Source organism: Micromonospora andamanensis, assembly GCF_016863495.1.
In the GTDB taxonomy this organism is placed as follows: Bacteria; Actinomycetota; Actinomycetes; order Mycobacteriales; family Micromonosporaceae; genus Micromonospora; species Micromonospora andamanensis.
Map to the genome: position 1 here is coordinate 1 of NZ_BOOZ01000019.1, position 22,879 is coordinate 22,879.

Annotated in this window: 23 protein-coding genes; 13 read left to right on the plus strand and 10 right to left on the minus strand. The window is 70.6% G+C overall.

Annotation, left to right across the window (positions count from 1 at the left end):
• Positions 1-489: 489 nt before the first annotated feature.
• The 4 genes from Van01_RS33495 to Van01_RS17505 all read left to right on the plus strand — a co-directional run bounded on the left by Van01_RS33495 (position 490) and on the right by Van01_RS17505 (position 3,269).
• Complete coding sequence (locus Van01_RS33495; RefSeq protein ID WP_275410359.1) at positions 490-615, plus strand: hypothetical protein; 126 nt, start codon at positions 490-492, stop codon at positions 613-615.
• A 166-nt stretch (positions 616-781) separates the two neighbouring features.
• On the plus strand, positions 782-934 hold the full coding sequence (locus Van01_RS17495) for a hypothetical protein (RefSeq protein ID WP_204008342.1): 153 nt from the start codon (positions 782-784) through the stop codon (positions 932-934).
• Positions 931-1,428 carry a hypothetical protein gene (locus Van01_RS17500; protein WP_239099134.1) on the plus strand — a complete coding sequence of 166 codons (498 nt, stop codon included), beginning with the start codon at positions 931-933 and terminating at the stop codon, positions 1,426-1,428. The genes Van01_RS17495 and Van01_RS17500 overlap by 4 nt, the downstream gene beginning before the upstream one ends.
• Entirely contained in the window at positions 1,425-3,269 is a 1,845-nt protein-coding gene (locus Van01_RS17505; protein ID WP_239099135.1) for a recombinase family protein, read from the plus strand. The genes Van01_RS17500 and Van01_RS17505 overlap by 4 nt, the downstream gene beginning before the upstream one ends.
• Before the next feature lie 228 nt (positions 3,270-3,497).
• Here Van01_RS17505 and Van01_RS17510 read toward each other — a convergent pair whose 3' ends face one another.
• Both Van01_RS17510 and Van01_RS17515 read right to left on the minus strand, forming a co-directional pair.
• Positions 3,498-3,920 carry a DUF6220 domain-containing protein gene (locus Van01_RS17510; protein WP_204008345.1) on the minus strand — a complete coding sequence of 141 codons (423 nt, stop codon included), beginning with the start codon at positions 3,918-3,920 and terminating at the stop codon, positions 3,498-3,500.
• 53 nt (positions 3,921-3,973) lie between these two features.
• Complete coding sequence (locus tag Van01_RS17515; RefSeq protein ID WP_204008347.1) at positions 3,974-4,642, minus strand: carboxymuconolactone decarboxylase family protein; 669 nt, start codon at positions 4,640-4,642, stop codon at positions 3,974-3,976.
• On the opposite strand from Van01_RS17515, the gene sigJ reads away from it, so the two are divergent.
• Entirely contained in the window at positions 4,641-5,600 is a 960-nt protein-coding gene (gene sigJ / locus Van01_RS17520; RefSeq protein WP_204008349.1) for an RNA polymerase sigma factor SigJ, read from the plus strand. The two genes, Van01_RS17515 and sigJ, sit on opposite strands and share 2 nt — an antisense overlap.
• A gap of 53 nt (positions 5,601-5,653) precedes the next feature.
• Here sigJ and Van01_RS17525 read toward each other — a convergent pair whose 3' ends face one another.
• Positions 5,654-6,613, minus strand: a complete 960-nt coding sequence (locus Van01_RS17525) for a DNA polymerase domain-containing protein (protein WP_204008351.1) — start codon at positions 6,611-6,613, stop codon at positions 5,654-5,656.
• A 201-nt stretch (positions 6,614-6,814) separates the two neighbouring features.
• On the minus strand, positions 6,815-7,588 hold the full coding sequence (locus Van01_RS17530; RefSeq protein WP_204008353.1) for an isocitrate lyase/PEP mutase family protein: 774 nt from the start codon (positions 7,586-7,588) through the stop codon (positions 6,815-6,817).
• A 125-nt stretch (positions 7,589-7,713) separates the two neighbouring features.
• Here Van01_RS17530 and Van01_RS17535 point away from each other — a divergent pair, with 125 nt between their 5' ends.
• Together Van01_RS17535 and Van01_RS17540 are read left to right on the plus strand one after the other, a co-directional pair.
• A complete protein-coding gene (locus tag Van01_RS17535; RefSeq protein WP_204008355.1) occupies positions 7,714-8,265 on the plus strand; it encodes a TetR/AcrR family transcriptional regulator in 552 nt (183 codons plus the stop codon).
• Positions 8,266-8,301: 36 nt separating this feature from the next.
• On the plus strand, positions 8,302-10,554 hold the full coding sequence (locus tag Van01_RS17540; protein ID WP_204008357.1) for an MMPL family transporter: 2,253 nt from the start codon (positions 8,302-8,304) through the stop codon (positions 10,552-10,554).
• Between the two features lie 59 nt (positions 10,555-10,613).
• On the opposite strand, the gene Van01_RS17545 is transcribed toward Van01_RS17540, so the two are convergent.
• Entirely contained in the window at positions 10,614-11,870 is a 1,257-nt protein-coding gene (locus tag Van01_RS17545) for an erythromycin esterase family protein (protein WP_204008359.1), read from the minus strand.
• 86 nt (positions 11,871-11,956) lie between these two features.
• Here Van01_RS17545 and Van01_RS17550 point away from each other — a divergent pair, with 86 nt between their 5' ends.
• Complete coding sequence (locus Van01_RS17550; protein ID WP_204008361.1) at positions 11,957-12,148, plus strand: DUF2795 domain-containing protein; 192 nt, start codon at positions 11,957-11,959, stop codon at positions 12,146-12,148.
• A 245-nt stretch (positions 12,149-12,393) separates the two neighbouring features.
• Here the strand turns inward: Van01_RS17550 and Van01_RS17555 are convergent, their stop codons facing one another.
• Positions 12,394-13,296 (minus strand): Gfo/Idh/MocA family protein, encoded by a 903-nt coding sequence (locus tag Van01_RS17555; RefSeq protein WP_204008363.1) that lies wholly within the window; start codon positions 13,294-13,296, stop codon positions 12,394-12,396.
• Between the two features lie 204 nt (positions 13,297-13,500).
• On the opposite strand from Van01_RS17555, the gene Van01_RS17560 reads away from it, so the two are divergent.
• Both Van01_RS17560 and Van01_RS17565 read left to right on the plus strand, forming a co-directional pair.
• Positions 13,501-13,899, plus strand: coding sequence for a hypothetical protein (locus Van01_RS17560; RefSeq protein ID WP_204008365.1), 399 nt, complete (start codon positions 13,501-13,503; stop codon positions 13,897-13,899).
• Complete coding sequence (locus tag Van01_RS17565; protein WP_204008367.1) at positions 13,892-14,320, plus strand: hypothetical protein; 429 nt, start codon at positions 13,892-13,894, stop codon at positions 14,318-14,320. The genes Van01_RS17560 and Van01_RS17565 overlap by 8 nt, the downstream gene beginning before the upstream one ends.
• Before the next feature lie 39 nt (positions 14,321-14,359).
• On the opposite strand, the gene fabG is transcribed toward Van01_RS17565, so the two are convergent.
• On the minus strand, positions 14,360-15,118 hold the full coding sequence (gene fabG, locus Van01_RS17570) for a 3-oxoacyl-ACP reductase FabG (protein ID WP_204008369.1): 759 nt from the start codon (positions 15,116-15,118) through the stop codon (positions 14,360-14,362).
• A 184-nt stretch (positions 15,119-15,302) separates the two neighbouring features.
• Positions 15,303-16,955, minus strand: a complete 1,653-nt coding sequence (locus tag Van01_RS17575; RefSeq protein ID WP_204008371.1) for an alpha-amylase family protein — start codon at positions 16,953-16,955, stop codon at positions 15,303-15,305.
• Positions 16,956-17,062: 107 nt separating this feature from the next.
• Between Van01_RS17575 and Van01_RS17580 the strand changes: the two genes are divergently transcribed.
• Entirely contained in the window at positions 17,063-17,653 is a 591-nt protein-coding gene (locus Van01_RS17580) for a DUF1349 domain-containing protein (protein ID WP_204008373.1), read from the plus strand.
• Between the two features lie 76 nt (positions 17,654-17,729).
• Positions 17,730-18,398, plus strand: a complete 669-nt coding sequence (locus Van01_RS17585; protein WP_204008375.1) for a DedA family protein — start codon at positions 17,730-17,732, stop codon at positions 18,396-18,398.
• 113 nt (positions 18,399-18,511) lie between these two features.
• Here Van01_RS17585 and Van01_RS17590 read toward each other — a convergent pair whose 3' ends face one another.
• Together Van01_RS17590 and Van01_RS17595 are read right to left on the minus strand one after the other, a co-directional pair.
• The gene (locus Van01_RS17590) at positions 18,512-19,915 is read right to left on the minus strand and encodes a chitinase (protein WP_204008377.1); all 1,404 of its coding nucleotides are present in this window, start codon (positions 19,913-19,915) and stop codon (positions 18,512-18,514) included.
• A gap of 168 nt (positions 19,916-20,083) precedes the next feature.
• Complete coding sequence (locus Van01_RS17595; protein WP_204008379.1) at positions 20,084-21,508, minus strand: carbohydrate-binding protein; 1,425 nt, start codon at positions 21,506-21,508, stop codon at positions 20,084-20,086.
• A gap of 214 nt (positions 21,509-21,722) precedes the next feature.
• Between Van01_RS17595 and Van01_RS17600 the strand changes: the two genes are divergently transcribed.
• A complete protein-coding gene (locus Van01_RS17600) occupies positions 21,723-22,871 on the plus strand; it encodes a carboxylate-amine ligase (protein WP_204008381.1) in 1,149 nt (382 codons plus the stop codon).
• Positions 22,872-22,879: the final 8 nt, after the last annotated feature.

Consider the following 22,879-nt stretch of genomic DNA (forward strand, 5'->3'; position numbering starts at 1 on the left):
CCAAGTAGGTGGAGATTCTGTGCAACCTGTCACCGATCGTATCGGCGTTCCACGCCGCTCCCGTGCCACCGAAAGTCGGCACCTCAGGGGCCTGACCTGTGTGTTCAACCCGTTGAGGATCTTGTTCAACCGGGCGGCTCGGGCGACGCGAGTTGTTCGGCGCGGAGCGCGGTTTCCAATCCGAGGCCCGGATTTGTAATCCCCTAGTGTCAGCGCTCGTCGGCGGACGTGGCCCACACGCCCATGCCGAAGCCCAGCTCCACCACCCCCGGCGACCGGCCCCAGCCGGCACCTGCCGGGTTCCTCCTTCCCCCTACCCACGTCCCCCGCACCCCCGATCCGCGCGTACCGGACGGGTACGGACCGTCCGCCCCTGAGCCCGGCGACGGCAGACAACGCAGGGCATCGACCTCGCCCGATCGGGAGTCTCCGGCTCGCGGTGACGGGCAGTCGGCAGAGGTCGCGGTCGCCCGCAGTGATGTGCCGGAGGTGCGATTCGACGTCACCGTGCTCGACGGCGACGCCGGTCGGCGGCTGGCCGTGCTGCAAGCCGAGGTGATCCTCGACGTGCTGACCTGGCTTCACGACCAGCGGCACCGCGCCGAGCCCGTCTGACCGGTCGCCCTCCGGGCCACTCGGCGTGCCGTGGAGTGTGCTGCCGTCGGGGGCCGGTCTTGATCCCTTCACCGAGTTGCGCGGTGATCGACGCCCACGGGTCGGGCAGCACCGGGCGGTCGACCCGTGGCCCGACCAGACACAAACCTCAGGAGGTACGCGCGTCATGTACGCCACCGTCACCCGCGACACCGGGCGCATCGTCGTCTACGGCCCCCACGACACACCGGTCGTCGTACCGACCGATGGGGCGGTCACCGTCGCCATCTGCCCATCGGGGGCCGCTGACCGCACGTCCGGCACCCCGGCCGAGGCATGAACATCCGCCGCACGACAGTGCTGCCGCGTGTGGCGTTCTACGGCCGGACCGCCGATGCCGGCGACCTCGCCACGGCCACCCGTGTGCTCGGCGGTCAGTACCAGCAGTGCGTCTCGGTGCTGCCCGACGGCGCGATCACGGCGGTGTTCTCCGACCTCGGTACCCGGCCTGACTACCGGCGGGCACCCGCCAGCCTGTTCCTAAGCCACGAGCGGGAGATTAGCCGTGACGGTGGTCTGGATGGCCTGCTCACTGAGGCGAACCGGCCAGAACGCCGATTCGACTTCGTGATCAGCACCGACGTGCACCGCCTGTCCCGTGACATGGCGACGAGGACCGTGCTCCTGCGCATGCTCGCGGTCGCCGGCATCGAGTTCCTCCACGCCCCCGAGATCCGCGACGGGGACCGGCTGCCGGTCATGCCCTGGCGGCTGCGCAGCGTCTCCTACATCAACGTCCTGACCCAACTCGTCGCCGAAGGAGGCTACCTGTGAGGAGCACCCTGCCCGACTGGCTACGCTCACCCGCCACCACGCCCGTACCCCAGCGGACGATACGGGTCGCGTTCCTCGGGCGTACCTCCACCGACGAGCAGCAGGACCCCACCCTGTCCATCCCCCGGCAGTTGACCAACTCCGAACGGGCGCTCCTGCCCAACATGGTCATCGTCGCCTGGTTCTGGGACGTGGAGTCCTCCCGCAAGGAACTCAGCCAGCGGGGCCGAAGCACAGCGTGGCAGAAGTTCAACATCGACGTCCGCCGCGACGGCGGCCTCGCCGACATGCTCGCCGAAGCCACCTCACCGGATCGCCGCTTCGACGTCGTCATCTGCGAGTCGATCGATCGCATCGCCCGATGGACCCACCAGGGCACCAAGATCGAGCATGACCTCGAACTCGCCGGGGTGCCGCTGTTGGCCGCCGACGAGCCGATCACGCAGTCGAACAGCCGCAAACGCGCCGCCCAGGTCCTCCTGCGCCGCACCAAACAGGGCGTAGCCGAGTGGTACATGATCGAGATGCTGGAGAAGTCGTGGGACGGCTTCGAGGAACACACCGGTCAGGGCTGGAACGTCGGCAAGCCGCCATACGGCTACCTCGCCGAGAAACACAAACACCCGGTCCCCGCCAAACGGGCGCAGGGCAAGCACAAGACGAAGCTGAAGATCGACCCCGACCGGGGGCCGGTGGTCGAGCAGATCTACGCCTGGCGGATCGACGAGAAGCTGTCCTACCGAGCCATCGCCGACCGGCTCAACACCGACCTCGACCGCTACCCGCCCCCACAACCCGTCGACCCCGCCCGCGCGGTCGGACGATGGACCGGCTCGGCCGTCCGCGAGATCCTCGTCAACCCCAAGTACACCGGCCACATGGTCTGGAACCGGCGCTCGACCAAAGACAAACTGCACCCCGGCAAGGTCAACCCCCGTGAACAGTGGGTCGTCTCCGCCCAGCCCACCCACCCGGGCATCGTGCCAATAGAGACGTTCCTCGCCGCACAGAACGTGAGCCGATCCCGAGAACGATCACGCGCTGACGCCCGCCAGGGTTCTCCCAACCGGCACCGGCAGGCCAAACGGGTCTACGCGCTTCGTTCCTACGTCTGGTGCGCGCCGTGCCAGCGGCGCATGTTCGGCCGCACCGTCACCGGCTACACCTACTACTCCTGCCAACCCCGAGAGAGGGCCATCCCCGACGGGCACCCGAGCATGATCTCCGTGACCGAAGAGGTGCTGCTCGACTTCGCCGATCGGTTCTTCAACACCTACGTCCTCGGTCCGGACCGGGTGCAACTCGCCACCCGCAGCCTGGACATCGCCGCCCAACAAGCCGCCGAGGAGCAACGGCGACAAATCGCGGTACTGCGGCGGACTCTGGACGACATCGCCGCTCGCCGCCGTCGCCTCCTACGGGTCATCGAGGAAAACGACGACCCAGACGGCAGCGTATTCGCGGAGATCAGCGAGCGACGAGCCCAACTCGACCGTGACCGCGAGATCAAGACCGCCGAACTCGCCCACCTCGAAGAAACCATGCCGGCCGATCCCGGCAGCGCCGACATCCTCGCCGACCTTCCCGAGATGGAAATCAAGCTCAGCCTGCTACCCACGGACCGTCTCCGCCGCCTCCTGGACGCCTTCGCCGTGCAGATCCACCACGACGTCCGCGCCAAGCAGGTCGCGTTCCGAGCCACCGTCAGCCAACACGCCGCCCCACACCTGGCCCGGCTAACCCGCGCCACGGCAGACGCCCCCCACCCACCACCACACCAGCGCAAACGACGCTGCCCCCGACGACGACGGCGGGGGCAGCGACCATTTGCAGTTCTGTGACATGCCCTGCCGGGGGCACAAGCTTTCGCGTCCCAGGTCCGCTGAGAAGCGCGGACCTGGGACGCTTGTCATTTCTGTCCGGGGCCGAGCCCCGGACCCCACGCCGGGGGTGGGCCAACGCCGGGGTGGACTGGCCGTCGGCAGTCCGGCACGCTGACGCGTTCCGAGACGGATGGCGGGCCCCCGTTCGACACCCGCCATCCGCATGTGCAGCCTCGTCGTTACCGGTCAGCCTCGATTCGCTGGTTGCGCGATGTCGGCTGCAGCCGGAGACACGGCGACCGTTCGCGCCGACCCGACGATCACTGCGGCCACCGCCAGGATGACCACGCCGTTTACCGCGTGCAGACCGAAGATGACCGACCCGAATGTATCGCCGAGCCCCTTGGTGACCTCGGTGATCAGCACTTGGACAGCGGTCAGTCCGGCGATGAGAGCGGGCAGGCCGACAAACCGTAGTGGCATTCGGGCCAGGACCGCGACGACGATCATCACCACCGGCACGAAGAAGATCACGTACCCCAGCGCGTGGTGCGGACGATAAGCCTCGGCTCGGGGTGCGGAACTGGCCGCGCCGGCTGCGGAAAAGTAGAACTCCGCCAGCACAATCAGCAGCAGCAGGATCGCCAGACCGGCGAAAACTCTACGCATAGGAGCGCCTCCCGAGCTCGGTGTGATCACGAAATGGCGGCACTACGCGGCCTTCAGGTGCGGTAGTTCTTTCCTGGCGGCTTACCGGGGATCGGCTTGGCAATCGCGGCGACCGGGATGAAGAAGCAGATCTGGGCGATCGCCACGGTGAGCGTCCAGAGCGCCAGGTCGTCATAGTGGGCGGCCGCTCTCGCGAACAATTCGTCGGAGACCCGCTCCCCGGACGAACCTCCGCTGAGAACGGTTTCCACGAGTTCCAGCGCGACCCGCTCCGGTTCGGTGAAGTACGGGGCGTCCTGCCAGGACGCGACAGCGGTGATCCGCTCCTCCGTCTCACCGGACTTGCGCAGCAGGTTGGATTGGCGAACCGTGTGATACGTGCTGCCGGCAATCTGTCCGGCGCGCAGCTGCAACAGCCCGATGGTGGCCGGTGGAACTGCGCCGTTGAGCGTGGCCTTGGCCATCGCGCTGGAGATCGCTGTCAGCTCGGGGAAGAACTCCATCGGATCAGGCAGGCGCGACGTGAGGTCTTCCTGCCTGAACGTGGTGGGTGAGGGCATGATTGGCAGTCCCTTCCGGTTCATCGTGGTGCATTGCTGGCCGGTCAGTGGTCCGACGACGCGGTGGCCGAAGATGTGAGGCGGCGCGCCCCTCACAATCCGGCACCGTGTCTCGTCGTACCGATGCGGACGGTCTGGACCGACGGGGAGGTAGGACACCATGACCAGCCAGGATCAGCCCGAGCCAGCCAGGCTGGGCAGAGCAGCGGACGGCCAGCCCGAAGCGGGGCTGAGCGCGATCACGGGCGAACGGCGTCAACTGCTCAATCTGACGTACCGGCTGCTCGGCTCAGCAGCCGAGGCCGAGGACGCCGTCCAGGAGACCTACGCCCGCTGGTACGCGATGACCCCGCAGCAACGGGAAGCCATCGAGGTGCCCGGTGCCTGGCTGACCACCGTCGCCAGCCGGGTCTGCCTCGACCTGCTGGGCTCGGCGCGGATGAGGCGGGAGCGCTACGTCGGCGAATGGGTGCCCGAGCCACTGCCCGACCAGGCCGAGTGGAGCGTGGGACCGACGGGCCGCACCGGCGCCGACCCGGCCGAGCGCGTCACCCTCGACGAGTCGGTGAACATGGCCTTCCTCGTCGTGCTCGAATCGATGACTCCGGCCGAGCGCGTCGCGTTCATCCTGCACGACGTCTTCCGTTACCCCTTCGCCGAAGTAGCCGAGATCGTCGATCGGACGCCGGCGGCCTGCCGTCAGCTCGCCTCGTCGGCCCGCCGCCGGATTCGCACGTCCCAGGCTCGACCGAGCCCGGCGGCACACCAGGCTGGTGTGGTCCGGGACTTCAAGAAAGCCTGGGAAGCCAAGGACATCGACGCCCTGATCGGCCTGCTCGACCCGCACGCCAAGGCGGTCGCCGACGGCGGCGGTCTGGTCAGCGCCGCAGTGCACCCGATCGAAGGCGGCAATCGGATCGCGTGCGCCGCGATCGACATAACCACCCGGGTGCCGGACATGACGTTCCTGGAGCGCACGGTCAACGGCAAGCCCGGCCTGGTGGCCCGGCAGGGCGGCGCCACCATCGCGGTACTGGCGTTCCATGTCGCGAGTGGCAGGATCACCCGGATCTGGGCGGTACGCAACCCGGAAAAGCTGCGACTCTGGACGACTGACTGACATCGCGGGGGCCGCGGCCCGCCCGGCGAGGCGGGTCTGCGCGGCGTACGTACTCAGTCGGCGGCAGCGCGCCGGGCGCGGGCCCGACGCCGGCCCTCGTGCATGGCCTGCACCCTCGGCACCGGAATCGCCCGGCCCTCCTCGATCAGATCGGCGGGCAGTCGCTTGGGGGCCGGCATCAGGTCGGCCCACGGGTCCCGTTCCGCTACCAGCGACGGGACCGTCCGGATGGTGAAGTCCGCCGGGGTGACGGACGCCAGATCCGGCCAGGGCACCGGGAAGGAGACCGGCACACCGGGACGCAGCCGGGGGCTGTAGACCGAGACGACTGTCGCCCCGCCGGTCCGGGTGGGGTCGACGAAGACCTTGCCACCCCGGTCCTCGCGGATGAACGCGGTGGTCGCAAGCGTCGGGTCCAGCCGTTCGGTCCGAGCGGCGAGGGCTCGGGTGGCGGCGGCCAGTTCCTCGGCGTCGGGGCCCGGCTCGACCGGAACGAAGACGTGCACCCCCTTGGCCCCGCTGGTCTTCACCGCGCCCGCCAGCCCGGTGTCGGCGAGCGCCTGCCGGACCAGCAACGCGGCCGACACCCCGGCGGCGAATCCGGCGTCCTCGGGCGGATCGAGATCCAGCACCAGGTGGGTGGGTCGGCTCAGGTCGTCCGCCATGGCCAGGGTGGGGTGGTACTCGACCGCCCGCTGGTTGGCGAACCAGAGCAGGGTACGGCGGTCGTCGCAGAGCCCGTACGCGATTTCCCGGCGGGACGCTTCCGCCCAGATCAGCACCCGGCGTACCCAGTCGGGGGTGTAGCGCGGCAGGTTCTTCTGCATGAACGGTGGTTGCCCCGGGCGTACCCGGACCACCGACAACGGACGCTGCCGCAGCTGCGGGACGATCCGATCGGCCACCGCGTCGAGGTAGTCGACCAGGTCGCGTTTGCTGACCCCTGACCCGTCGAACAACTGCTGGTCGAGGTTGGTCAGCGCGACCCCGTCCCGGGTCTCGTCAGCCCCCATCCGATCACCATCCCCGTCCGGGGCCCGGCGGTCAACCGCGACACCGCGCCTGATCCGTCCGCGCCGTCAGCTCGACAGGCTCAGCGGACTACTGCTATGGGCAGCCGCGCAGGCAAGCGGTCGAGCCGGTCCGGCGGGCGGGCAAAGGGCCAAGGCCAACGCCAGCCGAACGGTCCGACCCGTCCGACAGGTGTTCAACGGTCAGGCGAGGGGGCCACCGGCGGCGACGGCGGCGAGCAGCCGCGTGGTGTGGGCGCGGGTCGCCGCGTACAGGCCGGAGCCGTAGCTGACCCGGGCCACGCCCAGCGCGGCCAGCTCCGCGAGCGCTGGTGCGCCTGGGCGGGCCAGTACGTTCACCGGCGCAGCGACGGCCGGCACGAAGCTGCGTAGCTGCGCCGGGTCGGCCAGCAGGATCGGATAGACGCTGTCCGCCCCGGCCGCCAGGTAGCGCCTGGCCCGGCGGATCGCCTCGGCGAGCCGGTCGGCAGCCGGCTCGCCACCGGGCCGAAGGTAGACGTCCACCCGGGCGTTGACCACCACCTTCACGCAGGCGTCGTCGGCCGCCGCCCGCACTCCGGCCAGCAGGTCGGCCTGTTCCTCGGCATCCACCAGGACACCGGTACGCGGATCCGAGTCCTCCAGGTTCAGCCCGACCGCCCCGGTGTCGAGCAGCCGGGAGACCAGCTCCGCCGGGCCCAGACCGTAGCCTCGCTCCAGATCGGCGGTGACCGGCACGGCTACCGCGCGGGCGATCCGGGTCACCGCCGCGAACATCTCCGCCGGTGGGGTGCGCTCGCCGTCGGCGTACCCGAGGGATTCAGCGACCGCGGCGCTGCCGGTGGCCACCGCCGGGAAGCCGGCGTCGGCCACCGCCCGGGCGGAGCCGGCGTCCCACGCATTGGGCAGCACCAGCGGGTCGCCTGGTCGGTGCAGGGCGCGAAGCGCGACCGCCCGGGCCGCCGTGGATTCGGTCACGCACCGATTCTGGGCTCGGCACGACAGCGCCCGGAGAGCCAATTCGGCACCGCTGGTTGTGGGGAACGCCACTGATCTGACCGATCGGTCAGCCTCTGACCGATCGGTCAGGCATGCTGAGAGTCATGGCCCGCACCACCCCGCAGACCCACGGCGAGATCCTGGCGGCAGCGGCGAGACGTTTCGCCGCCACCGGCTACCGGGGTACGTCGTTGCAGGACATCGCCACCGAGGTGGGCTGTTCCAAGGCTGCGGTGCTCTACCACTTCGCCAACAAGGAGGCCATCCTCACCGAGCTGATGGCACCCGCGATCGAGGTGCTGCGCTCGCTCGACGAACGGATCGCCGAACAGCCCGGACCGGCCGCCGCGCAGCGGGTCGCCGCCGAGGGCTTCGTCGACCTGGCGGTCCGGTTCCGCAGTGAGATCGCTCTGCTCCGCGGCGAGTTCCCGGAGTTGCTGCAACAACCCGTCTTCGCCCACATCCAGCAGATCTCCGAACGACTCATCGACGCCTTCGCCGGGCACTCCGCACGGGCCTCCGCCCGGATCACCGCGCTGGTGCTGCTCGCCGGCATCGCGGAGACCTGCGGCCAGTTCGCCGACGTGCCCGATCAGGAGTTGAGCGACGCGTTGCTGGCCCTGCTGCTCCGGGCGCTCGAGCAGCCCGCGCACTGACCTGTTCCACAACCAACGACCGAGGGAAAGGACCTCATGGCGACCCTGCTCTACCGGCTTGGCCGGGGCTCGATGCGTCGTCGGCGACTCGTCGCGGCGATCTGGCTCGTCGTACTCGTCGGGCTCGGCCTGGCAGCGGCGACCCTGCGCGGCCCGACGGCAAGCAACTTCACCATGCCCGGCACGGAATCGCAGCGTGCGCTCGACCTGCTCGACGAGCAGTTCCCGGCGGCTGCCGGCGCCACCGGCACCATCGCGGTCAAGGCACCGGCGCCGGGACAACTGGGCACGCCCGAGGGCCAGGCGGTGATCCAGTCGATCACCCAGGAGGCCACCACGGTCCCCGGTGTGCTCGCCGCGATCGACCCGTTCCAGGTCGGCTCGGTCACGCCCGACGGCCAGTACGCGCTGATCCAGGTCCAGTTCAACGAGGGCGCCGACCAGGTGACCGACGAGCAGCGGGAGGCGTACGAGCGGCTGGGTGCCGAGGCCCAGGCCCAAGGTTGGCAGGTCGCGCCGGGCGGTGAGGTGCTCAACACCGAGCCCGAGGTCGGCTCCACCGAGGCGATAGGCGTCGCGGTGGCCCTCATCGTTCTGGTGGTCACCTTCGGCTCGCTCGTGGCCGCGGGCATGACGATGCTCAACGCGCTGATCGGCGTCGGCGTAGGCATGGCCGGTCTCTTCGCGCTCAGCGGCGTGATCGAGCTGACCAGCACCGCGCCCATCCTCGCGTTGATGCTCGGTCTGGCCGTCGGCATCGACTACTCGCTCTTCATCACCTCGCGGTACCGACAGAACCTGCTCGACGGCATGCCGGCGGACGAGGCGATCGGCCGGGCGGTCGGTACCGCCGGCTCGGCGGTGACCTTCGCCGGAGCCACAGTCGTCATCGCCCTGGCCGGTCTCGCGGTGGTGAACATCCCGTTCCTGACCGTCATGGGTCTGGCCGCCGCCGGCACCGTCACCGTCGCGGTACTTGTGGCGATCACCCTCCAGCCGGCCCTGCTCGGCTTCGCCGGCCGCCGGGTCCTGCCCCGTCGGCTGCGCTCGTCGGTGCCGGTGGCCCTCACCGCCGACGACCTCCCGGACGACGCTGCCCGGCGCAGCGACGTGACCACCCACCGGGCGGCGCCGGAGGCCGCCACCGTGGCCGGTGAGGACACCTCGGCGTTCGGTTTCCGCTGGGCCCGGCTGATCACCCGGTTCCGGATCCCGGTGATCCTCGTCGGGCTGCTCGGCCTGGGGCTGCTGGCGCTTCCGGCGCCGGACATGCGCCTGGCCCTGCCCGACGCCGGTACCGCCCCGGCCGGGTCCGCCGCCCGGGTCTCCAACGACCTGATCACCGAGGGCTTCGGCCCCGGCTTCACCGGGCGGCTCGCGGTGGTGGTGGCCGGTGACGACGCCGCCGCCACCGCCGCGGCCGTTCCGCAGGTCACGGCCCTGGTCCAGCGCACCGACAACGTGCTCGCGGTGGCCCCGCCGCAGCTCAGCCCGGACGGTCGGACGGCGTTGCTCGGGGTGATCCCGCAGACCGGCCCGACCGACCCGGCCACCGAGACGATGGTGCACGACATCCGCGCCGCCGTCGGTGGCATCCAGGGCGCAGACGTGCTGTTCACCGGGGTGACGGCGATCGGCATCGACATCTCGGAGAAGCTCTCCGACGCATTGCCGATCTACCTGGCGCTGGTGGTCGGCCTGTCGATCCTGCTGCTGATGCTTGTGTTCCGCTCGGTGCTGGTGCCGGTGAAGGCGGCCCTGGGCTTCCTGCTCACCGTCGCTGCCACGTTCGGCATCACTGTCGCGGTCTTCCAGCAGGGGCACCTCGCCGACCTGGTCGGCCTGGACACTCCTGGCCCACTGATCAGCTTCCTGCCGATCCTGCTGATCGGCATCCTGTTCGGGCTGGCCATGGACTACGAGGTGTTCCTGGTCTCCCGGATGCGGGAGGACTTCGTCCACGGTGACACCGCCCAGCAGGCCACCATCAACGGGATGGGGCACGGGGCACGCGTGGTCACCGCCGCCGCCCTGATCATGACCTCGGTCTTCGGCGGCTTCATCTTCCTCGACGACCCGGTGATCAAGTCGATGGGCTTCGCGCTCGCCATCGGTGTGGCCATCGACGCCTTCGTCGTCCGGATGACGATCGTGCCGGCGGTGATGTCGCTGCTCGGCAAGGTGGCGTGGTGGCTGCCCCGCTGGCTGGACCGGGCGCTGCCGAACGTCGACATCGAGGGCGAGAAGCTCCGCGCCAAGCTCGACGACAAGGTCGGTGCCGGCGCCTGACCCGCACCACGACACGGCTCTTCACCCGACACGGATGGAGGGCCGTGTCGGCACCCGGCTCAGACGCCGGCCGGGTAGGTCTCCATCTCGCCCGGGGTGGCCAGCGCGGGCAGCGGATGCAACGCGGTGGTCTCGTCGCACCAGATGAAGGCGTCGTAGCGGTCCCCCAGCCGCGTCGGCACGTAGTTGCCCCACGACTCGAACGACGGGTCGTACACCACCCCGATCGCCCGATGATCGAGCGTGTCGGTGACCCAGCCCGGCTGGTCCGGCCCGCCGAAGACCAGCACCGCCCGCTCCGGCATCAGCTCGTGCAGTCGATGCTCCAGCGAGCCGGGCCGGGCGGGTGGCACCACCATCGCCTCTGCCGGCGAACCCCACCGTGGGGCGGCGATCACCGTGCCCCGCCAACTACCGAAGCCGATCAACGCCACCTGGTCGGCACCATGGCGTTCCCGGGCCAACTGGCCGATGTTCACCATCCCGTCGGCGGCCATGTCGGTCGCCCGCGCGTCACCGACGTGCGTGTTGTGCGCCCACACCACGCCCCGGGCACCCGGCCCGTAACGGTCGAGCAGCCGGTCCAGGGTGTCGGTCATGTGGGTGTCCCGGACGTTCCACGACCCGGGTCCACCGGCGACCATCTCCCGGTAGTAGCGCTCGGCACCGGCCACCACCTCCGCGTTCTGCCAGGTGGAAAAGGCGCCCGGCCCGTCGGTGGCGGCGTGTTCGCGGGTACGCGCCAGCAGCCGGATCACCTCCTGCTCACATCGGGCGGAGACGAACCGGCTCGCCGCGCCGTACTCCTCGACCCGCTTGCCGTACGGCTCGAAGCACCGGTAGGCGTCCTGGGCCAGCTCCAGCGACGCCGGTTCCTCCTCGCCGAGATAGTCGAAGATCGCCTGCATCGACTCCCAGAGGCTGTACACGTCGAGGCCGTGGAAGCCGACCCGGGCCGCCTCCGTCCGATCCATGTTCCAGGCCCGCAGCCAACGACAGAAGCGGGCCACCTCGGCATTCGCCCACATCCACGTCGGCCACCGTTCGAAGCCCTCAAGTGCGCTCTGCGGCTCGGCCGCCGCGCCCGGGGCACCGGTCACCGAACGGTGCACCCGGTCGCAGTCCGGCCAGTCACCCTCGACAGCCACGAAGGAGAAGCCGCACTCGGCGACCAGCCGCCGGGTCAGCTGCTCCCGGATCCGGTAGTAGTCGTAGCTGCCGTGCGTCGCCTCCCCGATCATCACCACCCGGGCGTCCCGGACGCGCTCCAGCAACGGATCGAGGTCGCTCGGCGCGCCGAGCCGCTGTACCAGCATGCCTGCGGCTACCCGGCACCCCGACGAGCAAACGCGGGGGTCCGTCGGGGGTGTGCCGGGGCACTTGCGCGGGTAGATCGGACAGCATGACCGACAGCGGTGCCGCCCTGCCCGAGTACCTCGCGGGGCTGGACTTTCCCGTCTCCCGCGAGGATCTGGTCCGGTGGTGCCAGGAGAACGGCGCGAGCACCGAGCAGTTGCAGGCCGTACGGGCGCTGCCGGTGGAGCAGTTCAGCTCCCCCATGGAACTGACCGAGGCGCTGCGCACGCTCCCCTGAGCCGCTCAGCGGGCGGGCGGCGTCGACGAACCGCGCGACAGCGATCGGGTCGGTGAGGAAGACGTACGCGTGAGCGGCGTCAGTCGCGAATCGCGCCGGCCAGGGCCGGACGCCGAACGCGCGGACGGGCCACCAGCAACGGCCCGAACGCGGCAGGCGTGCCGACCGCGTTGATCAGGGCACAAACGCACATGCCGGCGACGCTACCGACCCGCCCGGCGGGCGGCCACCGGTTTATGCCCTGTCTAGGCCGGTACGTCGATGACGGTGCGCTGCGCACGGGCGGTCTCGGCGGCGGCGAGGACCGTCACCACCTCGCGGCCGAAGCGCACGTCGCAGCGGTGATCGCGGGTGCCGGCATCGATCTCGGCCAACAGCTGGTCGATGGCCACCCCGAAGGCTGTCGCCGAGCTCGCGCCGCCGTCCGGAAGTCGCTCGATGCCGTTCTCGCCGTAGAGGACGAACTCGGCGGCGACCGAGCGGGGCGGCGCGTCCAGGGTCAGCGACACCGTGCTTGTGGCTCCCTCGGCGTGGCTGAGCAGCAGGTGCACCAGGCCGCCGGGGCCGTCGCTGGCGGACACCCGGGTGACCCGGCCGAGCACCGGCAGCAGGACGGCCAGGGCGTGCGGGCCGATGTCCCACAGCGCGCCGTGCTCCCGGCGCCACGGCGACTGGCCGTACGGGCTGCCGGGCTGGAAGATCGAGGCGAACCGGATCACGTTGGCGGTGTGCCAGCCCCCGGCAGCGGCGGTCGCGGCGATGAAGCCGGCGACGTTCGGTTGGTAACGAGCGGTGAAGAAGACCACCGAGGCCACCCCCGAGCCGCCGGCCGCCTCGACCACCCGGTCGGCGTCGGCCACGCTCAACGCCAGCGGCTTGTCCAGCAGCAGGTGCCGACCGGCGGTGGCGGCCCGGACGGCGATGTCCGCCTGGACGTCGGGCGGAAGCGCCACAGCCACCGCGTCGCACGCCTCGACAAGCGTGTCGACGTCGTCGAACGCCGGCACCCCGAAGCGGGTGGCCAGCGCGGCGGCTTTGTCGGGATCGCGCCCCCAGACCCCGATCAGATCCGCTCTCGGGTGCGCCTCGAGCGCCGCCGCATGCGTCTCCGCCGCCCAGTGCCCGGTGCCGAACAACCCGAACCGCATCCCGTACCTCCGCGTCCTCGCCTGGCCACGGCGCACCCGCCCCGGCGTCTCATCAGACCATGCCCGCGACGCCCGCTACGCACCCTCCCGAACCGGCCCGCGCCACCGGCGACCCGACGGCCACGCCAGCCCTGTCGCCGGTCGCTCTTACTACGGGGGTTAGTAGAGTGGGCCGGTGATCGGATCAAGCACCGGACGAACCAGGTGACCGCCGCCGCGACCACCACCGGGTCGCCGGCCGACGGGGCGCTGGCGGTCGCCGCCATCGTGCTGTCGCTACTGGTCGCCGGCTGGGCGCTGGTGGCCGCGCTGCGCCACCGGCCGCCGGACCGGTTGCAGTTGATCGGGCTGGCCGTGCTGGAGTTGCTGCTGCTCGGGCTGGTGCTGGTGACCGCCGTGGCGCTGGCTGGCGGCGAGCGCCCGGGCGAGCCGGGATCGTTCTTCGGCTACCTGGTCACGCTCGTCTGTCTGCCGCCGCTGGCGGCGGTGCTGGCCCGGATGGAACCGACCCGCTGGGGGTCGGCGATCGTGTGCGCGGTGTGCCTGGTGACGCCTGTGGTCGTGGTCCGGCTCCAGCAGACCTGGGAGGTGCTCGGTGGCTGAGCCGCGCTCCGTGCGACCTCGGACCAACGCCGGCCCGGGGCGGCTGCTGATCGCGGTCTACCTGCTCTTCGCCATCGCCGCGAGCAGTCGTGCCGCCCTCCAGATCGCCACCAGGTTCGACGAGGCACCGTTGGCGTACCTGCTCTCCGCGCTCGCCGCGGTGGTCTACATCGTGGCCGCGGTCGGTCTGGCACGGGCCGGTCACGCGGGTCGCCGTGTCGCCCTGGCCTGCTGCACGCTGGAACTCGTCGGTGTGCTCGGGGTCGGCGCGTTCAGCCTGGCCCGCCCGGATCTCTTCCCGGACGAGACGGTCTGGTCCGGTTTCGGCAGCGGCTACGGCTACATCCCGCTGGTGCTGCCGGTCCTCGGCCTCGCCTGGCTCCGGCACACCCGCCGACAGATGGCAGGAGCCCCTTCCTGACACCCGGTGCGCAGGAAGGGGCTCACGTGACGGAGCCGGTCAGTCCCGAGGCCCGCCGGCGACGTAGACGACCTGGCCGGACACGAACGAGGCCCCTTCGCTGACCAGGAACGAGATGGTGTGCGCCACGTCCTCGGGCCGGCCCACCCGACGGACCGGGATCTCCGCCTCGGCGTGCTTCTGCATCGCCTCGAAGTCCACCTTCATCCGGGCGGCGGTGGCGGCCGTCATGTCGGTGACGATGAACCCGGGCGCTACCGCGTTGACGGTCACCCCGAACGGGCCGAGTTCGATGGCCAGGGTCTTGGTGAAGCCCTGCATGCCGGCCTTGGCCGCGGCGTAGTTGGCCTGGCCCCGGTTGCCCAGTGCGGAGGTGCTGGAGAGGTTGACGATGCGGCCCCAACGGGCCTCGACCATGTGCTTCTGCGCGGCCTGACTGAACAGGAACGCCCCGCGCAGGTGTACGCCCAGGACCGTGTCCCAGTCGGCGTCGGTCATCTTGAACAGCAGGTTGTCGCGGAGCACACCGGCGTTGTTGACAAGCACCGTCGGCGCGCCGAGTTCGGCTGTCACCCGGTCCACGGCGGCCTCCACCTGGGCCCGTTCCGCCACGTCCGCGCCGACGCCGAGCGCCCGACCACCGGCCGCCACGATCGCGTCCACGGTCTCCTTGGTCGCCGACTCCTCGATGTCGACCACGGCGACGGCCAGGCCGTCGGCGGCCAACCGCCTGGCGGTGGCCGCGCCGATTCCCCGTGCCGCCCCGGTCACGATGGCGACCCGCTGACCCTCCGACATACCTACCTCCCGGTAACTTGGCTCGACGGCAGGAGCCTAACCCACCCCGGGTCCACGTGGTCCCCGTCGATCCCGGCCTCCGGGCCGGGCACACCCCGCCCGGAAGCCCCGCGCCCCGCCCCGAGGTCACCGGCCCGACCCGGAGGTCACCTGCCCACGGGCGGGCCGGCACCGGCGTCCCTGCTCAGGACGACCAGGATCGACAGAGTCGGATCCAGCGGTAGCCGTGACCCGACAGGTGCAGCTTGTCGAGCTTGCCCACCTCGTCGTAGTTGCGATCGGCGAGCACGTCCATGGGCAGGTCCGCCTCGGCTTGCAGCAGGCTGAGGTCGACCTCGACGTCGGCGGTACCGAGGTTGTGCAGGAAGACCATGCTCCCCGTCGGGCCGTCGGCCCGGTGCGCCAGCACCCCCGGCGGCATCGGCACATCGATGTGCTTCGTGGAGCCGAAGCCGATCTCCGGGGCCTCCCGCAGCGTACGGATCATCCGCTCGAACCAGGCCAGCAGCGAGGTGCGGTCCCGACGCTGGAGGGTGACATTCACCTTCTCGTACCCGAAGTCGCCCTTGTCGATGACCGGGCGGACCAGCTTCTCCGGCTCCGCTGTGGAGAAGCCCGCGTTCGGTTGGCTCGACCACTGCATCGGGGTACGGATCGCCTCCCGCCCGTCCAGTGACAGGTCCTCACCCATGCCGATCTCCTCGCCGTAACGCAGCACCGGCGTGCCGCGCAGCGAGAACTGCAGGGAGTACGCCAACTCGACGCGCCGGCGGTCGTTGCCCAGCATCGGTGCCAACCGGCGACGGATGCCCCGGTCGTAGATGCGCATGCGTTCCTCGGGACCGAACTGCTCGTACACCTCGTTGCGCTGTTCGGCGGTGAGCCGGGACAGGTCGATCTCGTCGTGGTTGCGCAGGAACGTCGCCCACTGCCCGCCTTCGGGCAGCGCCGGGGTGTCCCGTAGCGCCTCGATCACCGGTTCCGGGTCCTGCCGGGCGAGAGCCAGCATCAGCCGCCCGTTCAACATGAAGTCGAAGAGCATGTGCACCCGGTTCGCCGAACCCCCGCTGTCGCCGAAGAAGGCGGGGAGGTTGTCCGGCTCGACGTTCGCCTCGGCCAGCAGGACCGCGTCCCCGCGCCGCCACTGCACGTGCTGGCGCAGTTCGGTGAGGAATTCGAAGTCCAGTTCCGGGTTCGGGTCGCCCGGCTCGGTGCGCTCGATGATGAACGGCACCGCGTCCATCCGGAAGCCGGCGACACCGAGTTGGATCCAGAACGACATGATCTTCTTGATCTCGGCGCGTACCGCCGGGTTCGTGGTGTTGAGGTCGGGCTGGAACTTGTAGAACCGGTGGTAGTACCAGGCTTTCGCGGTCCGGTCGTAGGTCCAGGTCTCGTGCTGCTCGCCCGGGAAGACCATGCCCTGGTGCCGGTCGGCCGGCTCCTGGTCGGACCAGACGTACCAGTCGCGGTACGGCGAGTCCGGCGAGGAGCGCGCGGACTGGAACCACGGGTGCTGGTCGGAGGTGTGGTTCACCACCAGGTCGATGATCACGCGGATGCCCCGGTTGCTGGCCTGGTGCAGCAACTCGGCGAAGTCGCCAAGGGTGCCGAACCGTGGATCGACGTTGTAGAAGTCGGTCACGTCGTAGCCGTCGTCGTCATTCGGCGACGGATGGATGGGGTGCAGCCAGAGGCAGGTCACCCCGAGCCGGGCGAGGTAGTCCAGCCGGCCGATCAGACCCCGGATGTCACCTACCCCGTCACCGTCGGAGTCCGCGAACGTGTCGATGTCGAGGCAGTACACGACCGCCTCCGAGTACCACCTGTCAGACATGCCCCCGAACCTTCTCCCGGCCGGCACCTCGGCAAACCCGCAGCGCGGTCCGGACCCCGGCACGGGCCGACCGGGGGGCTGACCCGGGCCCTGGGTACGGTGCCGGTATGCGGAGCATCGAGTGGTCCGGTGGCGAGTGGCACCGCCGACCGGTCCGGGTGACCGAGGAACCGGACGGCGCGCTGAGCGTCGAGCCGGGCCACGGCAGCGACCTGTGGCGACACACAAGCTACGGCTTCGTGCACGACGACGCCCCGGCGCTGCTCGCGCCGTTCCCGACCGGCACCGCCATGGAGGTCGACTTCCGGCTGGACTGGACCGGGCAGTTCGACCAGGCCGGTGTGCTGGTCCGGGTGGACGACCGGAACTGGGTGAAGGCCGGCGTGGAGGTCAGCGACGGCCAGCCCCAGGTGGGCGCGGTGGTGACCCGCGAGGTCTCCGACTGGTCGGTGGCGCCGGTCCCGGACTGGGCGGGCCGGAACGTGTGCGTACGGGTCAGCCGTGCCGGTGACGCGCTGACCGTGCGCGCCCGGGTCGTCGGTGAGCCGTGGCGGCTGGTCCGGCTCGCCCCGTTGGCGCCCGACGTGGTGGCGACGGCCGGACCGTACTGCTGCTCCCCCAGCCGGGGCGGGCTGGTGGTCAGGTTCACCGGATGGCGCCAGGGATCGGCGGACGAGGCGCTGCACCCAGCGGACTGAGCCGTCCGGCCTGGTGTGCCTCATGGTGACGGCGGGTAATAGCCCGCTTTACGCCGGTCCCGCGAAAGGCATCATCATGGCGCTCGCCCAGGACGTCGACCCAGCGCAGGTCGGCGGGTTGACCGGCTGGATCGCCGGGGTGATCGAGGCGGGCGGGCCGGTGGGGGTCGCCCTGCTCGTCGCCCTGGAGAGCATCATCCCGCCGATTCCCAGCGAGATCGTCCTGGCGATGGCCGGGTACCTGGCCGGCGAGGGCCGGTTCAACGTGGTGCTGGTGACCGTCGCGGCCACCGTCGGCTCGGTGCTCGGCGCGCTGGTCCTGTACTGGCTCGGCGCCGCCCTCGGCGAGGACCGCCTCAAGCGGTGGCTCGACCGGTTGCCCCTTGTCGATCTGGACGACCTGGAGAAGGCCGACAGGTGGTTCGAGCGGTACGGCCGCTGGGCGGTGTTCTTCGGCCGGATGGCACCTGTCGTACGCAGTCTGGTGTCGGTGCCGGCCGGGGCGAACCGGATGCCGCTCGTCGAGTTCGTCACGCTCACCACGCTGGGCAGCGGCATCTGGAACGGGCTCTTCATCGGGCTGGGCTACGCCCTGGGCTCCCGCTGGCAGCAGATCGACCGCTACAGCTCCTGGTTCGACTACGGCATCCTCGCTCTGCTCATCCTCATGCTCGCCACCTGGGTGATCAAAAAGATCCGCCGCCGCCGCACCTCCCCCTCCCAAACCCCCTCCCGTCGCCCCTGACCCCCGCGGTCTCGCACTTTTGGTCGTGACAATTCTTCTGTGAGAGGTCATAACGCCGACCGAAAGTGCGAGATCGCGAAGGACGGGGTGTGGCGGAGGACGGGGGGTGGGTGTCAGGGGAGGGTGCGGAGGTGGGGGGCTACGGTGCGGGCGAAGGCGTTGTTGTTCGTGATGTCCCAGTTGATGGACCAGGTCATCGCGCCGCGTAGGCCGGGGTAGGTGCGCGGGGGGCGGAAGCTGCCGCAGTTGGTGCCCCGGGTCAGGCAGTCCAGCGCGGCGTTGACCACGCTGGGCGGGACTATGCCGCCACCGGCGGCCCCCGGACCGGCCGGCAGGCCGAGCCCGACCTGGTCGGGGCGCAGCCCCGCCTCCAACTGGATGCAGGCCAGCGCGACGATGAAGTTGACGGTCCCCTGGGCGTACGCGGAGTTGTTGTCGCAGCCGAGCATCGCCCCGGAGTTGTAGAACTGGGTGTTCACCACGGTCAGGATGTCCTTGATGTCCAGTGCCAGCTTGAAGTAGCTGCCCGCCGGGTTCTGCATGTCGATGGTCTGCGGCGCCATCGCGATGATCAGCCCGCTGCCGACCTTCGACCGCAGTGAGCGCAGGGCCTGCGCCATGTAGGTCGGGTTCAGCCCGTTCTCCAGGTCGATGTCGACCCCGTCGAAGCCGTAGCGCTGGATCAGGGCGTACACGCTGTCGGCGAAGGCCACCGCGGACGCCGAGCTGTCGACGACGACACGGCCGGTCTCGCCGCCCACCGAGATGATCACTTTCTTGCCGCGACTCTGGAGGGTTCGCACGTCGGCGGAGAAGTCGGCGTCGCTGTATCCGCCCAGCGAGGCGGACAGGCCGGGATCGATGGCGAAGCCGACCGCGCCGGGGGTGCCGGTGGCGTCGGCGAAGGCGACCGCCACCAGGTCGTACTCGGTGGGCACGTCACGCAGCCGCAGCTCGGCGGCGGGGTTGTCGAAGTTGTGCCAGTAGCCGGTCAGGATGTGCTTCGGCAGCCCGGTGGTCGGCGGCGGCGTGGTCGGCGGCGGCGTGGTCGGCGGCGGCGTGGTCGGCGGCGGCGTGGTGGGGGGCGGCGTGGTCGGCGGCGGCGTGGTGGGCGTGGTGCCGCCCGCGCAGGCCGCGCCGTTGAGCCGACAGTTCGCCGGTACGCCGGAACCGCTGCCGAGGAAGCCGAAGGAGACCGAGGCACCCGGCGCGATGGCACCGTTCCAGGAGCGGTTGGTGAAGGTGTACCGCTGGCCGCTCGAGGTCAGCAGCGCGTCCCAGTAGGTGCCGACGGTGGTGCCGGCGGGCAGGTCGAAGGCGAGACTCCAGCCGTTGACAGTGGTGCTGCCACCGTTGCTGATCGTGTACTTCCCCTCCCAGCCGGAGCCCCAGTCGGACGTCTTGACGAAGCTCGCGGTGACTCCGGCGGCGTACGCGGCCGGCGCGAGCCCGACCGCACCGATCGCGGCGGCCAGCGCGCCGATCACCGACAGCACGAACGTTCTGGACCTTCTCATGTGCCCTCCAGCCCGGATGCAGATCCATGTACGTCAACCTGGCGCCTATTATTAGGACTGTTAACTGTTTATGTCCAGGGCTGGTCCAGACCACTCAGGCGGTCCGCTGCGCGCCGACGCGGCCCCCTGCCCCGCCAATGGCGACGCCAGGGGACCGCGCCGGAGGCCTCACCGGCGGAAGTGGAACCAGTTGACGTTCACGAAGTCGTTGGGCTGACCGCTGGTGAAGGTGAGGTAGACGGTGCGCCGTCCGGTCACCCCGGAGACGTTGCCCGGCACCGAGCGCCAGCTCTGCCAGCCGCCGGTGTTGGCGATGGCGAAGCTGCCGATGGGCGCGCTTGTCGGGCTGTCCACCCGTACCTCCACCAGGCCGCTGACGCCGGACGCCGCGCCCGAGGCGACCCGGGCCACGAAGTCGCGTGGCCCGCCGGAGCCGAACTCGACGTTGTCGTAACGGACCCAGTCGCCGTTGCGCAGCGCCCCGATGTTCTGCCCACCCTCGGCGCACGCCTCGACGATCACGCCGTTCTGGGCGTTGAAGGACTCGGCCTGGATGGTCGCGTACGCGTCCCGCGTCCCGCTCGGCGGCGGGGTGGTCGGCGGCGGCGTGCTGGGCGGCGGGGTACTGCCACCACCCCGGCTGTAGACGGCCACGTAGTCGACAACCATCGGCCGGCCGGGCACGGTGGCCGAGGTCGGCGTCGTGCTGCCCGCGACCCCGTTCGGGAAGGCACCACCCATCGCCACGTTCAGCAGCAGGAAGTAACCGGCGTGGCTGGTCATCTGCGACCAGTACGGCTCACCGACCCGGGTCTGGCTCACCGTGTGGTAGAGCTGCCCGTCGACGTACCAGCGCAACTGCTGCGGGCTGACCGAGGCGTCCCACTCGAACCGGTAGGTGTGGAACGCCGACTGGCAGGTACTACCGGGGCAGGCCCGGGAGGCGCCGATGCCGTTGAACTCGTCGCACGGGCCGCCCGGGGCGACGCCGCAGTGCAGGACTCCCCAGACCGAGTTGAGCCCGTTCACGTTCTCCATCACGTCGAACTCGCCGATGCCCGGCCAGTTCTGGTAGTTGCCCCGGTACGGCGAGCCGAGCGCCCAGAACGCCGGCCAGTAGCCAGAGGCGGCGGCACCTGTGGCGTTTGGCATCTGGAGGCGACCCTCGATGGCCAGCACGCCGCCGGCCGGAGCCTTGAAGTTGCTGCGGACGGTCTCGATGCGGGCCGAGGTCCAGCGGCCGGCACCGTCGCGCAGTGGGGTGATCCGCAGGTTGCCGGCACCGTCGTGGCTGACGTTGGCGGTGCTGTTGGTGTACGTCTGGATCTCGCCGGTGCCCCAGTTGGGTGGTCCACCCGGATAGCTGGTGCCGGTGTCGATGATCCAGTTGGCGGAGGACGGGAGGGTGCCGGCAGCGCCGGTGAAGTCGTCGCTCCACACCAGGCTCCAGCCCGGCGGGGGTGGCGGCACGGCGGCGTCCGCGGTCGTGCTGAGCCCGGCCAGGACTGTGGTGACGGCGGTGAGGAGGGCCAACGCCAGCGGCAGCCGGCGTCGCGCAGGCGGGGCGGCGGGTGCCGCCGGGGCAGGTGTCATCACGTGCCTCTCTGAGGGGACGGGTGAGAGAGCGCTCTCTCCACGAGTTGTACGTCCCCCTAAGGCAGTTGTCAATGTCGATCGATTCGGCCGGTCCGACGATCGGACACCACCCGCCGAGCCGGCCGGAGTTTCCCGGTGCCACCACAGGGGGTAATTGCCGGCCGACCCGGTGCGGACGGACCGCCCCCGGCAGGAGTGGACGGTGGTAGTGATGGTCAGGCAGGCGGCAACGGCCCCGCGTCCCACGGTCGAGGCAACCGACCTGCTCACCGTCGGTGTCGAGGAGGAGTTCCTGCTCGTCGACCCGCAGACCGGGGTCGCGGTGCCCGCTGTCGAGGAGGTGCTGGAGCAGGTCCCCGCCGAGCTGCGGGGTCAGGTCGAGCGGGAGTTCCAGACCAGTCAGATCGAGATCGGCAGCCCACCCGGCCTGGAACTCTCCTCGGTCCGGCACTCCCTCGGCCTGCTCCGCTCCGCACTCGCCGACGCCGCCGAGCGGGCCGGCGCGCGGCTGCTCGCGATCGGTACCGGGCCGGTCGACGGGCCGGTGCCCCCGGTGGTCGACAAGCCCCGCTTCGACCGGATGCTCGCCCGGTACCGGCTGCTGGTGCCCGGGCCGGGCAACAACGGCATGCACGTCCACGTGGGAGTGCCGGACCCGGACACCGGCGTGCAGGTGCTCAACCACGTACGGCCGTGGCTGCCGATCCTGCACGCGGTCACCGCCAACTCCCCGTTCGCCCGGGGGGAGGACACCGGGTACGCCAGTTGGCGGTCGGTCGAGTGGGAACGCTGGCCCTCGGTCGCGCCGACGCCCTACCTGGTCAACCACGAGCACTACCAACGACTGATCCGTCAGCTGATCGGCAGCGGCGTGATGCTCGACGAGGGAATGCTCTACTGGTACGCCCGACTGTCGGCCAAGTACCCGACGGTGGAACTGCGCATCGGCGACGTCTGCCCGACCGTCGACGACGCGATCCTGATCGCCGCGCTGGTCCGGGGGCTGGTGGCGACCGCGCTCGACGACATCGCCGCCGGGCGGCCACCGCTGCCGACCGACCATCACCTGCTGGTGGGCGCGCACTGGCGGGCCGCCCACGACGGGCTGGAGGGGGAGGCGGTCGACCTGTCCAGCGGCGAGCTACGGCCGGCGTGGGACCTGCTGCACCAGCTCGTCGGGCGACTCGGGCCGGCCCTGGAACGACACGGCGACCTCGCCGAGGTGACAGGTCTGCTGGAGGGGCTGCGCCGGCACGGCAGCGGCGCGGCGCGGCAGCGTTCGGTGTACGCCAGGACCGGACGGATGGAGGATGTGGTGATGGACGTGGCACGACAGACCCGGGGCGAGGACCCGGCCTGACGAAGGGG

Coding starts and splice junctions, on each gene's coding strand:
- Van01_RS17495 (WP_204008342.1), top strand. CDS start 782: ATGTACGCCACCGTCACCCGCGACACCGGGCGCATCGTCGTCTACGGC.
- Van01_RS17500 (WP_239099134.1), top strand. CDS start 931: ATGAACATCCGCCGCACGACAGTGCTGCCGCGTGTGGCGTTCTACGGC.
- Van01_RS17510 (WP_204008345.1), bottom strand. CDS start 3,920: ATGCGTAGAGTTTTCGCCGGTCTGGCGATCCTGCTGCTGCTGATTGTG.
- sigJ (WP_204008349.1), top strand. CDS start 4,641: ATGACCAGCCAGGATCAGCCCGAGCCAGCCAGGCTGGGCAGAGCAGCG.
- Van01_RS17515 (WP_204008347.1), bottom strand. CDS start 4,642: ATGGTGTCCTACCTCCCCGTCGGTCCAGACCGTCCGCATCGGTACGAC.
- Van01_RS17525 (WP_204008351.1), bottom strand. CDS start 6,613: ATGGGGGCTGACGAGACCCGGGACGGGGTCGCGCTGACCAACCTCGAC.
- Van01_RS17535 (WP_204008355.1), top strand. CDS start 7,714: ATGGCCCGCACCACCCCGCAGACCCACGGCGAGATCCTGGCGGCAGCG.
- Van01_RS17540 (WP_204008357.1), top strand. CDS start 8,302: ATGGCGACCCTGCTCTACCGGCTTGGCCGGGGCTCGATGCGTCGTCGG.
- Van01_RS17545 (WP_204008359.1), bottom strand. CDS start 11,870: ATGCTGGTACAGCGGCTCGGCGCGCCGAGCGACCTCGATCCGTTGCTG.
- Van01_RS17550 (WP_204008361.1), top strand. CDS start 11,957: ATGACCGACAGCGGTGCCGCCCTGCCCGAGTACCTCGCGGGGCTGGAC.
- Van01_RS17555 (WP_204008363.1), bottom strand. CDS start 13,296: ATGCGGTTCGGGTTGTTCGGCACCGGGCACTGGGCGGCGGAGACGCAT.
- fabG (WP_204008369.1), bottom strand. CDS start 15,118: ATGTCGGAGGGTCAGCGGGTCGCCATCGTGACCGGGGCGGCACGGGGA.
- Van01_RS17575 (WP_204008371.1), bottom strand. CDS start 16,955: ATGTCTGACAGGTGGTACTCGGAGGCGGTCGTGTACTGCCTCGACATC.
- Van01_RS17580 (WP_204008373.1), top strand. CDS start 17,063: ATGCGGAGCATCGAGTGGTCCGGTGGCGAGTGGCACCGCCGACCGGTC.
- Van01_RS17585 (WP_204008375.1), top strand. CDS start 17,730: ATGGCGCTCGCCCAGGACGTCGACCCAGCGCAGGTCGGCGGGTTGACC.
- Van01_RS17590 (WP_204008377.1), bottom strand. CDS start 19,915: ATGAGAAGGTCCAGAACGTTCGTGCTGTCGGTGATCGGCGCGCTGGCC.
- Van01_RS17595 (WP_204008379.1), bottom strand. CDS start 21,508: ATGACACCTGCCCCGGCGGCACCCGCCGCCCCGCCTGCGCGACGCCGG.
- Van01_RS17600 (WP_204008381.1), top strand. CDS start 21,723: ATGGTCAGGCAGGCGGCAACGGCCCCGCGTCCCACGGTCGAGGCAACC.